14 protein-coding genes and 1 riboswitch are annotated in these 14,970 nt (G+C 39.2%); of the genes, 6 read left to right on the top strand and 8 right to left on the bottom strand.

Annotated elements, in window-relative coordinates; translation table 11 throughout:
* The first annotated feature begins 139 nt into the window (after window positions 1-139).
* The 5 genes from J3U50_RS05430 (at window position 140) to pgmB (ending at window position 7,264) form a co-directional block, all read left to right on the top strand.
* The gene (locus tag J3U50_RS05430; protein WP_054607727.1) at window positions 140-913 is read left to right on the top strand and encodes a (S)-acetoin forming diacetyl reductase; all 774 of its coding nucleotides are present in this window, start codon (window positions 140-142) and stop codon (window positions 911-913) included.
* Between the two features lie 661 nt (window positions 914-1,574).
* On the top strand, window positions 1,575-2,549 hold the full coding sequence (locus tag J3U50_RS05425) for an AEC family transporter (protein WP_053791288.1): 975 nt from the start codon (window positions 1,575-1,577) through the stop codon (window positions 2,547-2,549).
* Window positions 2,550-3,042: 493 nt separating this feature from the next.
* On the top strand, window positions 3,043-4,374 hold the full coding sequence (locus J3U50_RS05420) for an SLC45 family MFS transporter (protein ID WP_301945745.1): 1,332 nt from the start codon (window positions 3,043-3,045) through the stop codon (window positions 4,372-4,374).
* 20 nt (window positions 4,375-4,394) lie between these two features.
* Complete coding sequence (locus J3U50_RS05415; RefSeq protein WP_301945744.1) at window positions 4,395-6,596, top strand: glycoside hydrolase family 65 protein; 2,202 nt, start codon at window positions 4,395-4,397, stop codon at window positions 6,594-6,596.
* Between the two features lie 2 nt (window positions 6,597-6,598).
* On the top strand, window positions 6,599-7,264 hold the full coding sequence (gene pgmB / locus J3U50_RS05410) for a beta-phosphoglucomutase (protein ID WP_054607730.1): 666 nt from the start codon (window positions 6,599-6,601) through the stop codon (window positions 7,262-7,264).
* A gap of 37 nt (window positions 7,265-7,301) precedes the next feature.
* Here the strand turns inward: pgmB and thiM are convergent, their stop codons facing one another.
* From thiM to J3U50_RS05385, 5 genes are all read right to left on the bottom strand, one after another.
* Window positions 7,302-8,078 carry a hydroxyethylthiazole kinase gene (thiM, locus tag J3U50_RS05405; RefSeq protein ID WP_301945743.1) on the bottom strand — a complete coding sequence of 259 codons (777 nt, stop codon included), beginning with the start codon at window positions 8,076-8,078 and terminating at the stop codon, window positions 7,302-7,304.
* Window positions 8,078-8,719 carry a thiamine phosphate synthase gene (thiE, locus tag J3U50_RS05400; protein WP_054607734.1) on the bottom strand — a complete coding sequence of 214 codons (642 nt, stop codon included), beginning with the start codon at window positions 8,717-8,719 and terminating at the stop codon, window positions 8,078-8,080. The genes thiM and thiE overlap by 1 nt, the downstream gene beginning before the upstream one ends.
* Window positions 8,706-9,518, bottom strand: coding sequence for a bifunctional hydroxymethylpyrimidine kinase/phosphomethylpyrimidine kinase (gene thiD / locus J3U50_RS05395; RefSeq protein WP_301945742.1), 813 nt, complete (start codon window positions 9,516-9,518; stop codon window positions 8,706-8,708). The genes thiE and thiD overlap by 14 nt, the downstream gene beginning before the upstream one ends.
* On the bottom strand, window positions 9,511-10,218 hold the full coding sequence (gene tenA, locus J3U50_RS05390; RefSeq protein ID WP_301945741.1) for a thiaminase II: 708 nt from the start codon (window positions 10,216-10,218) through the stop codon (window positions 9,511-9,513). The genes thiD and tenA overlap by 8 nt, the downstream gene beginning before the upstream one ends.
* A 94-nt stretch (window positions 10,219-10,312) precedes the next feature.
* A riboswitch (TPP riboswitch) is annotated at window positions 10,313-10,405 on the bottom strand.
* 103 nt (window positions 10,406-10,508) lie between these two features.
* Window positions 10,509-11,633 (bottom strand): SEC10/PgrA surface exclusion domain-containing protein, encoded by a 1,125-nt coding sequence (locus J3U50_RS05385; protein ID WP_301945740.1) that lies wholly within the window; start codon window positions 11,631-11,633, stop codon window positions 10,509-10,511.
* Between the two features lie 121 nt (window positions 11,634-11,754).
* Here J3U50_RS05385 and J3U50_RS05380 point away from each other — a divergent pair, with 121 nt between their 5' ends.
* Window positions 11,755-12,345 (top strand): L,D-transpeptidase, encoded by a 591-nt coding sequence (locus tag J3U50_RS05380; RefSeq protein ID WP_301945739.1) that lies wholly within the window; start codon window positions 11,755-11,757, stop codon window positions 12,343-12,345.
* A gap of 40 nt (window positions 12,346-12,385) precedes the next feature.
* On the opposite strand, the gene J3U50_RS05375 is transcribed toward J3U50_RS05380, so the two are convergent.
* The 3 genes from J3U50_RS05375 to J3U50_RS05365 all read right to left on the bottom strand — a co-directional run bounded on the left by J3U50_RS05375 (window position 12,386) and on the right by J3U50_RS05365 (window position 14,433).
* Entirely contained in the window at window positions 12,386-12,577 is a 192-nt protein-coding gene (locus J3U50_RS05375) for a hypothetical protein (protein WP_053791295.1), read from the bottom strand.
* A gap of 14 nt (window positions 12,578-12,591) precedes the next feature.
* A complete protein-coding gene (locus tag J3U50_RS05370) occupies window positions 12,592-13,125 on the bottom strand; it encodes a GNAT family N-acetyltransferase (protein ID WP_054607739.1) in 534 nt (177 codons plus the stop codon).
* A gap of 129 nt (window positions 13,126-13,254) precedes the next feature.
* On the bottom strand, window positions 13,255-14,433 hold the full coding sequence (locus J3U50_RS05365; RefSeq protein ID WP_301945738.1) for an acetyl-CoA C-acetyltransferase: 1,179 nt from the start codon (window positions 14,431-14,433) through the stop codon (window positions 13,255-13,257).
* Window positions 14,434-14,970 lie beyond the last annotated feature (537 nt).

Raw genomic sequence — 14,970 nt, 5'->3', positions numbered from 1 at the left:
TTCGGATTATATAGTGTAAGACATAACAAAATTTATGGATTTAATAAAAATTTAATAATATAAGTACTGTAAAATTAATGAAAATAGTATATAATCACTTTGTGAATAAATAAACAAAAGAAGAAAAGAGGATGTTACTATGACTCAAAAAGTTGCATTTGTTACAGGTGCCGGCCAAGGTATCGGTAAAGCAATCGCTGAAAGATTAGCTCAAGACGGTTTTGCAGTTGCTGTTGTTAACCGTACTGCTGAAAAGGGTGAAGCAGTAGCAAAGGAAATTAACGCAAATGGTGGTAAGGCAATTGCTGTTCAAGCAGACGTTGCTGACAGAGACCAAGTATTTGCTGCAGTTGAAGAAACTGTAAAACAATTGGGTGACTTAAACGTTGTTGTTAACAACGCCGGTGTAGGTCCTACTACTCCAGTTGACACAATCACTCCAGAACAATTCAACACTGTATACAACATCAACGTTGCATCAGTAATCTGGGGAACTCAAGCAGCCAAGGCTAAGTTCAACGAACTAGGTCATGGTGGTAAGATCATCAACGCTACTTCTCAAGCTGGTGTTGTTGGTAACCCTAACTTAACTCTATACGGTAGTACTAAGTTTGCTATCCGTGGTATCACTCAAACCACTGCTCGTGATTTAGCAAGTGAAAACATCACTGTTAACGCATTCGCACCTGGTATCGTTAAGACTCCAATGATGATGGACATTGCCCACGAAGTTGGTAAAAACGCAGGTAAGGATGACGAATGGGGTATGCAACAATTCTCTAAGGATATCGCATTAGGTCGTTTAGCTGAATCAGAAGACATCGCTGCTGGTGTTTCATTCCTAGCAGGTAAAGACTCAGACTACATGACTGGTCAAACATTAATTCTAGATGGTGGTATGCAATTCCACTAAAATCATATCTTGGATATGAAGAAAGCCATAGGTTATCCTATGGCTTTTTATTATATGTATAAAAAGATCGAAAAAAAGAGCCGCTTCAATTAAGAAGCGGCTCTTTTTTTGTGAGATATACAAAAACAAACTTTTATTCTTTAACAAAAAAGTACCCCAAAGATAAAATCTTCAAAGTACTTTAGTTAGTGAGCTGTGATGCTTTGAACACCATCTTCTCAGCAAAGGACTGAGTGCTTTTACCTTAAGCTAACAGCTCAAAATATTAAGTTTGTCTGTGAGATGTAACCTCAAGCGACATATAATATTAAACCATATCTATAGTTTTTATGCAACAATATTTTGAGAAAAAATTGAAAATTCGCTATAATTTTATTAACGAATTAAACATATGGGAGGGATTAGATGCAAGTGATCGGTATGTTAATCATGGTCATTGTACTATTTATTATTTCTACATTATCAACTGTGTTAGTAATTTCTTTAAAAAACAAGCATAAAAATGACGACAAAGACTAATATGACGGGATTTTGTCCACTGATATAAAAAATATTTATAACGAACTTATCCTTTGACTATATCTTTAAGTATGTTTTATAGTACTTATCGTGTTTTAAATTAAGCAATAATTATTTTTAATATCAAATAGGAGGATTCATAATGGGAGTATTTATTAACTCAATCCAAAGTGTCCTTGTTGTTGTTCTAATTATGTTATTAGGATATGTATTAAGAAAAACCGGTTGGTTTGCAGATACATTCAGCAAGAACATTTCTAAATTAATCAAAAACATCGCTCTACCAGCTTCAATTTTCGTTGCGGTGTTAAGTCGTCTAACTAGAGGTAAGCTTGTAAGTTTCGGTAGCTACCTAATCTGGGGTGTTATCTCAGTTGTTATCGGTTACCTAATTGCATTTGCACTAGTTAAAATCATGAAGGTTAGACCAGGTCGTCGTGGTGTATTCATTAACGCTATCGTTAACGCCAACACTATCTTCATTGGTCTACCATTGAACATCGCCTTATTCGGTGACAAGTCAATGACTTACTTCTTGGTATACTACATCATCAACACTGTTTCTACTTGGGCATTTGGTGTCTTCTTGATCAGTAACGATGATCCTACTAAGGCAGGTCAACCAAAGGAACACCACAAGATTAACTGGAAGCAAGTTATTCCAATGCCACTTGTTGGTTTCCTAGTTGCTTTAGTATTCTTACTACTAAACATTCCAGTGCTAAAGGTACCTTTCTTATCACAAACACTAACTTACGTTGGTAGTTTAGTTACTCCACTATCACTAATCTACATTGGTATTGTATTAGCTGATGCTGGTCTAAAGAGTATCTCATTCGACCGCGACACTGTTGTTGCATTATTAGGTCGTTTCGTATTGGCTCCAGTTGTTATGATTGTTATCCTAACTGCTGCTGCTCACGGTGGTGTATCACTACCAACAATGTTCAGCCAAACTATGATTGTTCAATCAGCTACTCCAATGCTAGCCGTATTACCAATCCTAGCTGCTGAATCACACGGAGATGTTAAGTACGCTACAAACATTGTAACTACTTCAACTGTATTGTTCATCGTTGTTATTCCTATCTTAATGACAATCGTTCAATACATCTAATAACACAAAAAACGTTGGAATTATTCCAGCGTTTTTTTATTACATATAACAAAATTGACAAGTGCGGGCAGTTAGCCTAAACTTTAAATAAATTAAATGCGGAAGCAAAGAAGGAATTCATATGTTTGAAAAGATTTGTTACACATTAATGGTAATCGCCGTTATTATTATCGCTATAGTATATTTTGTATGTTATTAAAAAATAAAAAGGACTGACATCTGTCAGTCCTTTTTTATTTGTGTCGATCCGAAATGGATCGGCTTTTTTGTGCGCAAAATAAAAGTATAGAAATAATTAATGGGCTATTTAATCAGAAACTTAAATATATAAAACTTTAATTATGCCTTTATAAATTCTTAATTAAAAAATAGTAGCTATTTCCAAATTTATGAAATATAATTTGGTTATAGATTAGTAAAGCGCTTACATTATTATCGCTATAGTAATCATAGCCACTAAATAAGTACATTTAATAAAGGAGAGTGAGCTATTATGATGTCCAAACTAAAATTACCAAAACTATCGAGGTTCCAATTATTCAATATTACCTTCGGTTATTTTGGTTTAAACATGGCGTTCTTTTTACAAACATCTCAAATGAGTAGAATTTTCCAAACTATTGGGGCAGACCCTAATAAATTAGGTTGGTTCTTCATCCTACCACCTTTGGCAGGGATGATTGTTCAACCAATCATTGGAAAGAGATCAGACAAAACGTGGAACCGTTTTGGCAGAAGATTGCCATACTTAATTATGGGTTCTATTATTTCTGCAATTGTTTTAATCGTTTTACCAAACGTTGGATCGCTAGGTTTAGGTTATGGATCATTAGCCGCTTTACTATTTGGTGCGGTTACTATCATGCTTCTAGACGTTTCATCAAACATGTGTCAACAACCATTTAGAATGATCATCGGTGACATGGTTAACGCAGACCAAGAAGACAAAGCATGGTCATTCCAAAACATTTACTCAAACGCAGGTGGAATGTTAGCTGCAATCCTACCATTCGTAATCACTGCAATTGGTTTCTCAAACATCGCTCCTAAAGGTGAAGTTCCAACAACTGTTAAAATCGCCTTTTACATTGGAGCAGTTGTAATCGCTGCAACTACTATCTACACAGTTATAAACGTTAAAGAATACGACCCAGTAGAATACGCGAAATACCACGACATTGAAGAAGAAGACAGCAAAGAAAAAGCACCAAGTCTATGGGAATTAGTAAAGACAGCTCCTAAGATCTTCTGGGAATTACTAGCAGTTATGATGTTCTCATTCATCTCAGTTCAATTTGTATGGACTTACAGCACTGGTGCATTAGCAGAAAACATTTGGCACACAACTAACCCTGCTAGCGCAGGGTTCCAAGCAGCTGGTAACTGGAACGGGGTATTAACATTCGTTCAATCACTTGCCGGAGTGCTATGGGGTACATTCGTTTTAGCTCGTCTAAAACCAAGCCAAAGAAGAAAAATCCTATTCATCTCACTAGTATTAGGTGGATTAGGTCTAATCATGATGTACTTTGTAACTTCAAAGATGCTATCAATCATTCCATTCACACTATTTGGAATTATGTACATTACAATCGGAACAGAAGCATTTGCAATGATTACAGGTGCTGTTAAAGGTAAAAACGAAGGTGCTTACCTAGGACTATTCAACTGGCAAATTTGTATCCCACAAATTGTCGCTTCAGTTTCTAGTTTCGCAATCTTCCCAATGCTACACGGATCAATGAGCGCAATGCTATTCCTAGCTGGAATCTGCGCACTAATTGCTGCCGGTACAGTATTCTTTGTAAAACCAGTTAAAGAATAATCAAAGGAGTTGAATTAAAAATGACTAAAGATATTAAATTAAGACTAAAAGACGTGAGTTCAAGTAATCCGGGTAACCTAGAAGCTGTGTTCTCATTTGGTAACGGTCACTTTGGGGTTCGTGCAACTAACCCAATTGAATCAAACGCAGTAGAAGGAACACTTGTAAATGGTTTCTTCGAATACAGTCCAATCACCTACGGAGAAGCAGCTGCTTACTACCCAAAGAGAAATGAAACAATCGTTTCACTTCCTAACTTGAGAAATATTCGCGTCTTAGATGACGGTCATGGCGAATTCACTCATTCTAAACTAGTAGATATGCAATTAGATTTATCTAACGGTAAATTGGTTGAAGAATATGAATTAAGTAACGACAAGAAACAAACAATTAAAATGAATGTCACTTCAGCAATCGATCAAAGAGAAGTTCACTTTTACGGAATTGAATATGCGTTTGAAGCTGGAACTTACAAGGGTGACATCTACATCGATAAGAGTTTTGTTCTAGAAGAAGCAAAGGCTGAAGCAGGCGACGACATCGATGACCCAAGAAAGACTAGAGAACTAAAATCAATCAAACGTGAAGTGGTTGCTACTGACGACTTATCACAAACAATCGCCATTAGTACTGCTGAATCACAACAACGCATTGAAATTACTGTTTACGGTTTTAACAACGAAAGTCCACTAACTAAAAAATTAGCATTAGTGGACGAACCAAAAGTTGGTTATGGATTTATCGTTGGTGAAAAGAACGAAAAAGGTGACTTTGCCAAAGAAGACTTCTCAATAATTAAGAAAAACAGTGCAAATTTCTGGCACGACACTTGGCAAAACGGAGAAGTTTCAATTGCCGGAAACGACGAATTAAACCTAGCGCTTCACTACAACATCTTCCAATTAAACCAAGCTACTGGTCGTGACGGTAAGACAAACATCGCTGCCAAAGGTTTAACAGGACCAGGTTATGAAGGTCACACTTTCTGGGACACTGAAATGTACATGATCCCTTACTTCATATACACAAACCCAGAAATCGCTAAGAAACTGTTGGTATACCGTTATAACACTCTAGACTTTGCACGTACTCGTGCTCGTGAACTAGGAGTGAACCAAGGTGCGCTATTCGCATGGCGTTCAATCAACGGTGAAGAAACTTCCGCATACTACCCAGCAAGTACTGCTGCATATCATTTGGACGGTGACATTGCTTATGCCATCGGTAACTACTACCAAGTAACTCATGACATGGCATTCTTAAAGGACTACGGTTTTGAAATGTTACTAGAAACTGCTCGTTTCTTCAGAGAATTCGGTACATGGACAAAGAGAGGGAAAAAGACAGTATTCGAATTTCACACAGTAACTGGACCAGACGAATACACTGCAATGGTTGATAACAACTACTTCACTAACAGAATGGCGCAAAATAACTTCAACTTGGCATACAAGTTAGGATTAGTATTAATGGAAGAAGATCCAGAAGGTTTTGGCAAACTAGGTGCTTCAATCGAAGAACTAGAAGCATTCAAGGACATCGCAGAAAGAATCTACTTCCCATTCAACGACGAATACCAAATTAACGCTCAAGATGACACATTCTTCAGCAAGGCAATCTGGCCATTCGACGAAACACCAAAGGACAAATACCCATTACTATTGCACTACCACCCACTAAATATCTACAGATACCAAGTGAACAAGCAAGCGGATACTGTTTTAGCGGACCTATTATTCCCAGAAACAATTGATGATGATCAACTAAGAAGAGAATTCGATTACTACGAAAAAATCACTACTCATGACTCATCACTATCACGCTCAATCTTCAGTGCGTTAGCTGCTCGTATGGGTGACATGAAGAAGGCATACAGCTACTTCTCAGACACTGTTCGTATGGATTTAACGGACTTACAAGGTAACACTGAAGATGGTTTGCACTTGGCAAACCTAGGTGGAAGCTGGTTAAGTGTGGTTCAAGGTTTCGCAGGGATGCAAGTAACTTCAGACGGTGAATTAAAGATTATCCCACATCTACCAATTGAATGGGATGGTTTTGAATTCAGAATTGTCTTTAACGGCAGATTATTAAACATCAACATTGTTGATGGAAAAACAGCAATTAAGTTGGTTGACGGTCAACCAATGAACATCATTGTAGACAACAAGTCATACAAGTTAGAAAAAGCAACACTAGAAGTTCTATCAAAGGGGGAATAGACATGGGATTAGACAAGATTAAGGGTTTCATATTTGACCTGGACGGTGTCATCTCCAACACCTCTGTTTTACACAGTAAGGCATGGAAACAAATCGCCGATAAAGTCGGCACTCCATGGAATGATAAATTAGCCGAAGACCTAAAGGGCGTTGACCGCATGGATTCTTTGAATCTGATTTTGGACCGCGGTAATTTACAGGACCAATATACCGAAGACGATAAGTTGGCACTAGCACAGGAAAAAAACGATAACTACCTAAACCTAGTTGATCAAATGTCACCAGCAGATATTCTTCCTGGTATCAAGGAATTCTTGGACAGCTTACGTGACAATGGATACCTAATTGCCTTGGCATCTGCCTCCAAGAATGCACCAACCGTTTTGGAAAAACTTCAATTAAGTGAATACTTCGAAAAAGTGGTTAACCCAGCTTTATTGAGTAAGGGTAAACCAGATCCAGAAATCTACACTAAGGGTGCTGAAATCTTGGACCTATATCCAAATCAATGCATCGGAATTGAAGATGCGGAAGTCGGTATTGCAGCCATTAATGGCGCCGGAGAGACTTCCATCGGAATCGGTAGTGCCGATATCCTAAAGGATGCTGACATCGTGTTTGCTTCAACTGATGAACTAACACTAGCTAACATCGAAAAAGCACTATAAAAATAAAAAGGACTGACGCTTGTCAGTCCTTTTTTTATTATCCTAGTTTTTGAAATTCAGTGATTTCTTCGTCGGTTAGTTGGTACAAGGTATTAAATACTGTTGATAGGAATGAATATGGTAGGTTGTCGGTAATTCCACCGGCGATTTCTCCGGCAATGCTTAAAATGCTAGAAGCAAGCACAGCTGAATCCAAACTGTTATCGACAGCTAAACAGGCACCTAGGATACCGTCTAACATATCGCCACAACCGACGTTAACGGCAAAGTAGTGATGACCGTTTTTGACTTCGACGGTCTTACTACCATCTGAGATGACGTCAGTGACACCTGATAGTAAAACGATACAGTCAAACTTTTTAGCGACAGTTTCTGCGATTTCATGTAGGTCACCGTCACCGTTTCCGGCGTCGATTCCTTGAGCATTCCATTCGATGTCAGCTAGGAATGCTAATTCACCAGCGTTACCACGAACACCGTCGAATTTAACTTCCTGAGCTACTTTAGCGAAGTTGTCTTGACGTAACTTGGATGCACCAATTGCCACGGGATCAATGACGACAGGGATGCCTTTTTGGTTGGCAAATTTTCCGGCCGCAATTGATTTTTCAACGTCGGCATCGTTTGATGAACCCATGTTGATGACTAGGGCGTTTGAAATGTTGACTAAATCGCTCGCTTCCTTAATGTCATCGAACATGATAGGTGATGCTCCGATGAAGTTGATGGCGTCGGCCACGTGTTGTGGTGTTACCATGTTTGAGATACTTAAAATGATTGGTGAGTTTTCTCTGATTTGTTTGATTGTAGTCATTATGCATTCCCCTTTAGACGGTTGATGGTTTGTTTGATATCAGAACTATCGATGATGTCTGAGATAACTGAGACACCGTCGACGTTGGTAGTTAGCACTGCCTTGGCGTTATCTTCCTTGATACCACCGATGGCAACGGCTGGATGAGTTGATTCTCGGTATAAACGGTTTAGCTCATCAATACCGATCGCTGGTTTGACCTTTAGCTTGGATTGGGTTGCGAAGATAGGACCAATTCCAATGTAGTCCAGTGAATCCACATTGTTGGCAGTTCTAACCTCATCTAAGGTGTGGGTAGATAGTCCAATAATTTTGTTGGGACATTCCGCAATCACGCGTTCAATCTTGGTGTCGTCTTGGCCGACGTGGATTCCATCGGCATTAATTTCCTTCATTAAATCGATATCGTCGTCGATGATGTAAGGCACGTTGTACTTGGCGGTGATTTCCTTTAGTTGAATCGCCACCTGTAGTTTTTCCGCATCGGTTAGTATAGAACGGTCCTTTTCACGGTATTGAAACATAGTGATGCCGTTCTTACATGCATCCTCTACGATTTGGATTAGTTTATCGACGTCGCCGCCAACGTTTTGACTACCCGCAATGAAGTAGACGGCTAGTTGTTCTTTAGCGAATTTCATCTTCAGCCCCCCAGTGATTTAGTGGTCCATGACCATGTCCGACAATGATTTCTGATTGTAGGATGGTATCAATGTAATGTTTTCCTTCAATGATGGCTTCCTTGATGGATGCGCCCTTAGCTAGGTTAGCGACAATTGCGGATGATAGGGTGTCACCAGTGCCGTGTTTTCTGACGGTGTCATACTTTTTACTTTCGATGGTAAAACTAATTCCGCTTTCTAGTAGGACGTAATCGGTTAAGGTATCACCTTGTTGGTGACCACCCTTGATGATGACGTTCTTGGCACCTAGTTGTTGAATGTGTGCAGCAGCTGCAATTACATCATCGTTGGTTTCAATCTTTTGACCATATATAACCTCAGCTTCTGGGAGGTTGGGGGTCACGATGTCGGCGATTGGCATTAGTTTGTTGATGATGGCTTCGATACCGGAATCATCCAGTAACCTAGCACCACCCTTGGCAACCATGACTGGGTCGACGACAATGGGGTGAATGTTGTGTTTTTTGATGTTTGCGACGACCGCTTCGACGCGTTCTTGGTCAAATAAAGCACCGGTTTTGGCAGCCTTGATGTCGAAATCATCGTATAGTGAATCAAACTGGGCGTTGATCATTTCCACGGGTGTAGGTAGGACGGACTGCACACCCAATGTGTTTTGGGCGGTCAAACCAACTACGACGTTGGTAGCAAAGACGTGGTGTTCTTGCATCGTCTTGATGTCGGCTTGCATACCGGCACCACCACCGGAATCTGAACCGGCAATCGTTAATGTTTCAGGGACTTTTTTACTATTCATGATGACTACCTCCATGAATAATGTCGGCAAAGCGCCAGTCTTGTTGGTAGAAGGCTTGTTCCCAGAATTCCCATTCTAATTCGGTACTCTTTAGGAAGAATCCCTTGGCCTCGTTGATTTCTTCTTGAGACATGTCCTTTGATAGTTCGTTTAGCATCTTGAAGAGTTTTTGAGTTAATCCACCGTCTGCGTCTTCATCATCGGTTAGGTAGAAATCGATCCAACTCTTGAATGGATTGTCAGCGGTGTTTTTACCCGTGGCAGTTAGCTGCTTGGCAATTTCATTGTATGTCCATGGACATGGTAGTAAGGCACAGATGATGTTGGCTAGACTACCAGTTCTAACGGCACGATACATATGTGATTGGTATAGGTAAGCCTTAGGGCTTGGGGTAGCGTGTTGAAAACTTTCGTATGTAACGTTAGCAATATCGCAAAAGACGTGGTGAGGGTGGATTTCACTGTTTAGAATAAAATCGATATTTTCAGCGAAGAATCGCATGTCCTCTCTGTCCTTTAGGATGGGGATGATACTAGCGTAAATTTTGATGAACTCAGATAAGTATTGAAAATCTTGTTGAACATAAAATTTTAGTGCTGCATCGTCGACGTGACCGTCACCGATACCTTTAACAAACGGGTGGTCAAAGATTGCTTCCAAAATCGGGTTAGCTTCCTTGACTAGTTGATGTGAAAACATGAAACAATACCTCCAGTTTGCTGCCGTAAATAAAAAATACCCTCCCACACGAAGGTGGAAGGGTACACTTGGATAGACTAAGTCTAATTCTTTACTTGGAGTGCGCCTGACTTCCTTCGCTAGTGTTAACTAGATCAGGTTCAATGGGTGTAATCTCAGCCGAAAAACGGCACCCCAGTGGACAGCATTTTTATATTTAATTCATGTATAAGTATATCTGTTTTGAACTATTTGTAAACATGATAATTTTGCCAAATAAAAAAGACGCCGTCATAGCGCCTTTTTATTTTTTATTGGTAAATTTCGAAGTGAATTTGGCCCATCTTATCGATTGAGACTCCGAATTCTTGTTTAGCAGAACTATCGAAACCAATTCCTAGGAAGTTGGCAGCGTGGCCCCAATCAGAAGATGCATCATCAAACATCATGGCACAGATGGCACCGTAGATGCTTTCCTTAACGTTAGCCATAGTAACGGGTCCGTTAATGTATGAGCTAGTTAGTAGGGAACCGGCGATGTTTTCACCGTAGGCAGTGAAGTTGTTAGCGGCGAAGACGTCGTTTAGGACTGAAACATCGTGACCACCCTTTTTAGTGAAGTCCCAGTTATCGTTGTTGTAGCCGATGGCAACATCGGTAGATGCCTTTAATGCACGATCGGTAACTGTTAGATCTTGGGTGTATGGGTAGTTGTTAGCTAGCTTGTGTCTTAAATCATTAACAAGGTTAGCAGCGTATTGTGATAGTTGACGTTGTTGGTCAGTACTAATGTTATTGATGTTGACCGTGGTGTTAATGTCTTCGGTGCTTGGGTGGAATGTGTTAATTTGACGACTTTGCTCAATTGAGCCATCTGAAGCTGTGCCTTGGACCATCTTCTTGGTGTTAGTATCGAAACTAAATAGGTATCCGGCAGGGATGTTTAGTGTGTCTGATGCATTAGGAGTGGCATGATCATCTGAAGGATAGTTAAAACCATCTACTGATTGATAGTAATTTGAATCAGTAGTTTTATTGGTGTCGGTAGCGATTGGTGCAGTGGTGCTAACAATCACCTTTTTGGCTGCGGTGTCTTTCTTGACTACTTTTTTAGGCGCCTTTGGCATGACTTTCTTCTTAGAATCTACCTTTTTTCTAACTTTGGTAGCCTTTTTGCTCTTCTTTGGTTGCTTCTTCTTGGCTTTGGTAGTCTTCTTGGCGTGTTTCTTTACGGCCTTTTTCTTCTTAGTGGTCTTTTTGTGTTTAGCCTTAGAAGTTTTCTTGGCCTTTTTCGCTTTTTTGGCAGGCTTTTTCTTGTGATGAGTTTGCTTGGTAGTTTGGGCATTAGCGGTGAGGTGGGTTTCACTGATGCTTCCGGCAAACAACATGACAGTCAGAACGATTAATAGTAGTGAAAATGCTTTTAGTTTTCGCATAACGATATCTCCTTATTTTGTACGAATCTTTTTATAAATATAACTATACCAAATGTTTTTAATAATGGAATTGATTTTCACTTTGTGTTTTAATTAAGTCAAAGACAAGGGGAGATATTTAATGACTAAATTTAAACGTGCATTTGCAATGATTATTACTGCCGTCATTGTGGCATTAGGATTAACAGCTTGCGGCCAATCTACCTCAAAATCGACTGCGAACAAGAACACTACTACCAATGTATCGGCACAAGCTTCAGTAAGACCTTCAAAGAATGCTTGGAAGCACTCATCTGAAAAGAAGGCTTACCCAAATATGAAACTATCAAATAAGAACTGGCTAGATGTTTCAATTAAGAAACAACGTGTCTACGTTAAAAACAAGGCGGGCAAGGTCTTATACACCATGCTATGCTCAACTGGAAATGACGACGGTACCCCACGTGGTACATTCCACATTCAAAAAGAACGTGGAAGTCACTTCTACAACGCTTCATCAAAGGAAGGTGCTAACTACTGGACTTCATTCAAGGATCACGGAATCTACCTATTCCATTCCGTTCCCGTAAATAAGGATGGTAAGTACCTAATGAAGGATGCCCATGAATTAGGTAAGGTTGCCAACTCACATGGTTGCGTTCGTTTATCAATCCCAGATGCTAAATGGATTAACAGCTCAGTACCAACTGGCACTAAGGTTGTTATTCACTAATTAAAACAAACAAAAAGACGTTCATAATGAACGTCTTTTTTTAATGCAATGTGCTGACATCGATTAGGATTAATACCATGACGATGGTAATTCCTAGGATGGTTGCTACATATTTATTTTTGAATGATTGGTGCTTGCGGTATAAGAAAAATAGCAAAGTCAATAGGGCTAAGACACCAATCGCATACATAATGATCAGTTTAATTTGAACTGATAGGTCGTCTGCTAGCATGTGAGCACCTTCTATTATTTAGTTAATAGTTGGTATGCAAATCTAGCAGTCCATGGATGACCATTTTCGCGCATATGGATGATTCCGCGTTTTTCAAAACCGTTAGAAGTGATAACGTGTTGCATACCTTTGTTTTCAGGATGAGTGTCGATTCTGATATCCTTGTAACCTAATACACGTGAAACGGTGATTAAGCTACTAACCAGTTTTTCAGATAGATGTTGTCCACGGAACTCATTTGAGATGGCAACTCTGTGAATCGCTGCGTAGTGAGCTTCAGAACCGTTAACCCAATCGCCTTCTTCAATGTTTAGGTAGTTTGGATCAATTCCTTGATGAATTGTCGCAGTTCCGGCGACTTGGCCGTCAGTGATTAACACGTAGTTGATTCCATCTTTAACGTCTTTAACTAAATCTTCGTCAGCTGGATAACCATGTTGCCATTGGTCAATTCCTTGTTCGTGTAGGTACTTGATTGCTGAGTGAATGATGTCCAGGATTGCTGGTAAATCTTCTTCAGTTGATTTCTTTAAGTATGTTGCGGGCATTTTTACACTTCCTTTATGAAAATTATAAGTAAAAAGTATATAGAAAAACGTTGCATTTTGCAACGTTTGTAAATTAAGCCTATTCATAGCATACTACAATGACACTTTTAGTAAACTAATTAGAATTATCTATAATAGTGTGATTTTCATGGCCATTCCCATACCACCACCGATACAGATGGTAGCTAGACCGCTTTTTTGGTTGGTGCGTTGTAGGTTGTAGATTAATGAACCGACAATACGAGCACCGGAATCACCTAGAGGGTGTCCCATTGAGATGGCACCACCGGAGATGTTTAGTTTGTCCATATCGATATTGTAGTCATGAGCAACCGCTAGGACTTGAGCAGCGAATGCTTCATTTAGTTCGACTAGGTCGATATCATCCATAGTGATATCTAGTTTATCAAACAATGACTTAGTAGCGTCGTAAGGAGCGTATCCCATGTAGTCAGGATCACATCCAGCTTCGGCATAGCCATCGATGACCGCTAATGGTTTAACATTCAAACGCTTAGCGGCTGATTCACTCATTAGTACCAAAGCAGATGCACCGTCGTTTAGACTTGCAGCGTTTCCGGCAGTAACAGTTCCGTCTTCCTTGAAGGCAGGACGTAGTTTGTTAAGGACTTCAATAGAAGTATCACGACGAATGTTTTCATCTTCCTTCATAATATAAGAAGATTTTCTGTTTTTAATTTCAATTGGGACTAGCTCTTTGTCAAAGTATCCATTATCAAATGCTTTGGCAGCCTTCATATGAGATTGGTAGGCAAATTCGTCTTGCTCTTCTCTTGAAACGTTGAACTTTTCGGCAACGTTTTCTGCGGTAACTCCCATTGGTTGTTTGTTAAAAGCATCCATTAAAGCATCATTGTTTAATGAATCAATCAAAGTAACGTTACCAAACTTGTGGCCGGATCTAACGTCCATGTTTAAAAATGGTGCATTGGACATACTTTCCACTCCACCGGCGATAACGACATCGGCGTCACCCATCACAATGGCAGCTTGGGCATTGCGGACAGCCTTTAGTCCTGAACCGCATACTTGGTTAACTGTATTGGCAGTACTACAGTAGGGGATGTTTGAATTGATTTCGATTTGTCTTGAGATGTTTTGACCAGCACCTGCTTGAATTACATTTCCAAACACGACTTGATCTACATCAGAAGGTTTAATGTTTGCTTGTTCTATAACAGCCTTGGTAACGATGGATCCCAGATCCACAGAAGTGAAGTTCTTTAGGGCACCGTTTATCTTACCAATCGGTGTTCTCTTGGCTGCAGCAATCACGACTTTTTCCATATAATAGTAAAACTCCTTTAATAGTATCTATAAGAAATAGTATAACGATTATTCTATTTAATTCTATTATAAAGAATAAAACTAAAAAGTTTAATAAAGTTTGAAAAAGTTGTTGACCACAGTGTTTATAGTTGGTATTATTATATCCGTTGTCATTTTTGAGATAACAATAAAATTTAATCGAAACAAATAATAAAAAGTTGTTGACCTGACGGTTTGAATTTGGTATTATTGTTTCTGCTGTTGAAAAAGTTGATCGTTAATCTCGATTGAAAATAAGCAAAAAAAGTTATTGACTTTTACTTGCTAAGATGGCATAATAGTTATTGTTGTCATCGCGATTGAGCGACTTTTGATAGCAAGGTTGATAAAAATTAATTATAAAAAGTTGTTGACATTGAGTTAACAATCTGATATAATTAAAGAGATGATTAATTTAATCAGCAATCAACAAATTGGTAGATCTTTGAAAACTGAACAAGATTGATAATCGATGATGTGTAAGGAACTTACAACTTGGTTGTAAGAATTAAACAT

Origin of the sequence: Lactobacillus sp. B3795, from assembly GCF_026535805.1 — a bacterium.
GTDB lineage: Bacteria > Bacillota > Bacilli > Lactobacillales > Lactobacillaceae > Apilactobacillus > Apilactobacillus kunkeei_C.
The sequence above is the reverse complement of the archived record's forward strand: the minus strand, read 5'-3'. Positions and strand labels throughout refer to the sequence as shown.

Excerpts from the sequence above, each read along its gene's own strand:
- J3U50_RS05430 (WP_054607727.1), top strand. The coding sequence starts at position 140 with ATGACTCAAAAAGTTGCATTTGTTACAGGTGCCGGCCAAGGTATCGGT.
- J3U50_RS05425 (WP_053791288.1), top strand. The coding sequence starts at position 1,575 with ATGGGAGTATTTATTAACTCAATCCAAAGTGTCCTTGTTGTTGTTCTA.
- J3U50_RS05420 (WP_301945745.1), top strand. The coding sequence starts at position 3,043 with ATGATGTCCAAACTAAAATTACCAAAACTATCGAGGTTCCAATTATTC.
- J3U50_RS05415 (WP_301945744.1), top strand. The coding sequence starts at position 4,395 with ATGACTAAAGATATTAAATTAAGACTAAAAGACGTGAGTTCAAGTAAT.
- pgmB (WP_054607730.1), top strand. The coding sequence starts at position 6,599 with ATGGGATTAGACAAGATTAAGGGTTTCATATTTGACCTGGACGGTGTC.
- thiM (WP_301945743.1), bottom strand. The coding sequence starts at position 8,078 with ATGACTACAATCAAACAAATCAGAGAAAACTCACCAATCATTTTAAGT.
- thiE (WP_054607734.1), bottom strand. The coding sequence starts at position 8,719 with ATGAAATTCGCTAAAGAACAACTAGCCGTCTACTTCATTGCGGGTAGT.
- thiD (WP_301945742.1), bottom strand. The coding sequence starts at position 9,518 with ATGAATAGTAAAAAAGTCCCTGAAACATTAACGATTGCCGGTTCAGAT.
- tenA (WP_301945741.1), bottom strand. The coding sequence starts at position 10,218 with ATGTTTTCACATCAACTAGTCAAGGAAGCTAACCCGATTTTGGAAGCA.
- J3U50_RS05385 (WP_301945740.1), bottom strand. The coding sequence starts at position 11,633 with ATGCGAAAACTAAAAGCATTTTCACTACTATTAATCGTTCTGACTGTC.
- J3U50_RS05380 (WP_301945739.1), top strand. The coding sequence starts at position 11,755 with ATGACTAAATTTAAACGTGCATTTGCAATGATTATTACTGCCGTCATT.
- J3U50_RS05375 (WP_053791295.1), bottom strand. The coding sequence starts at position 12,577 with ATGCTAGCAGACGACCTATCAGTTCAAATTAAACTGATCATTATGTAT.
- J3U50_RS05370 (WP_054607739.1), bottom strand. The coding sequence starts at position 13,125 with ATGCCCGCAACATACTTAAAGAAATCAACTGAAGAAGATTTACCAGCA.
- J3U50_RS05365 (WP_301945738.1), bottom strand. The coding sequence starts at position 14,433 with ATGGAAAAAGTCGTGATTGCTGCAGCCAAGAGAACACCGATTGGTAAG.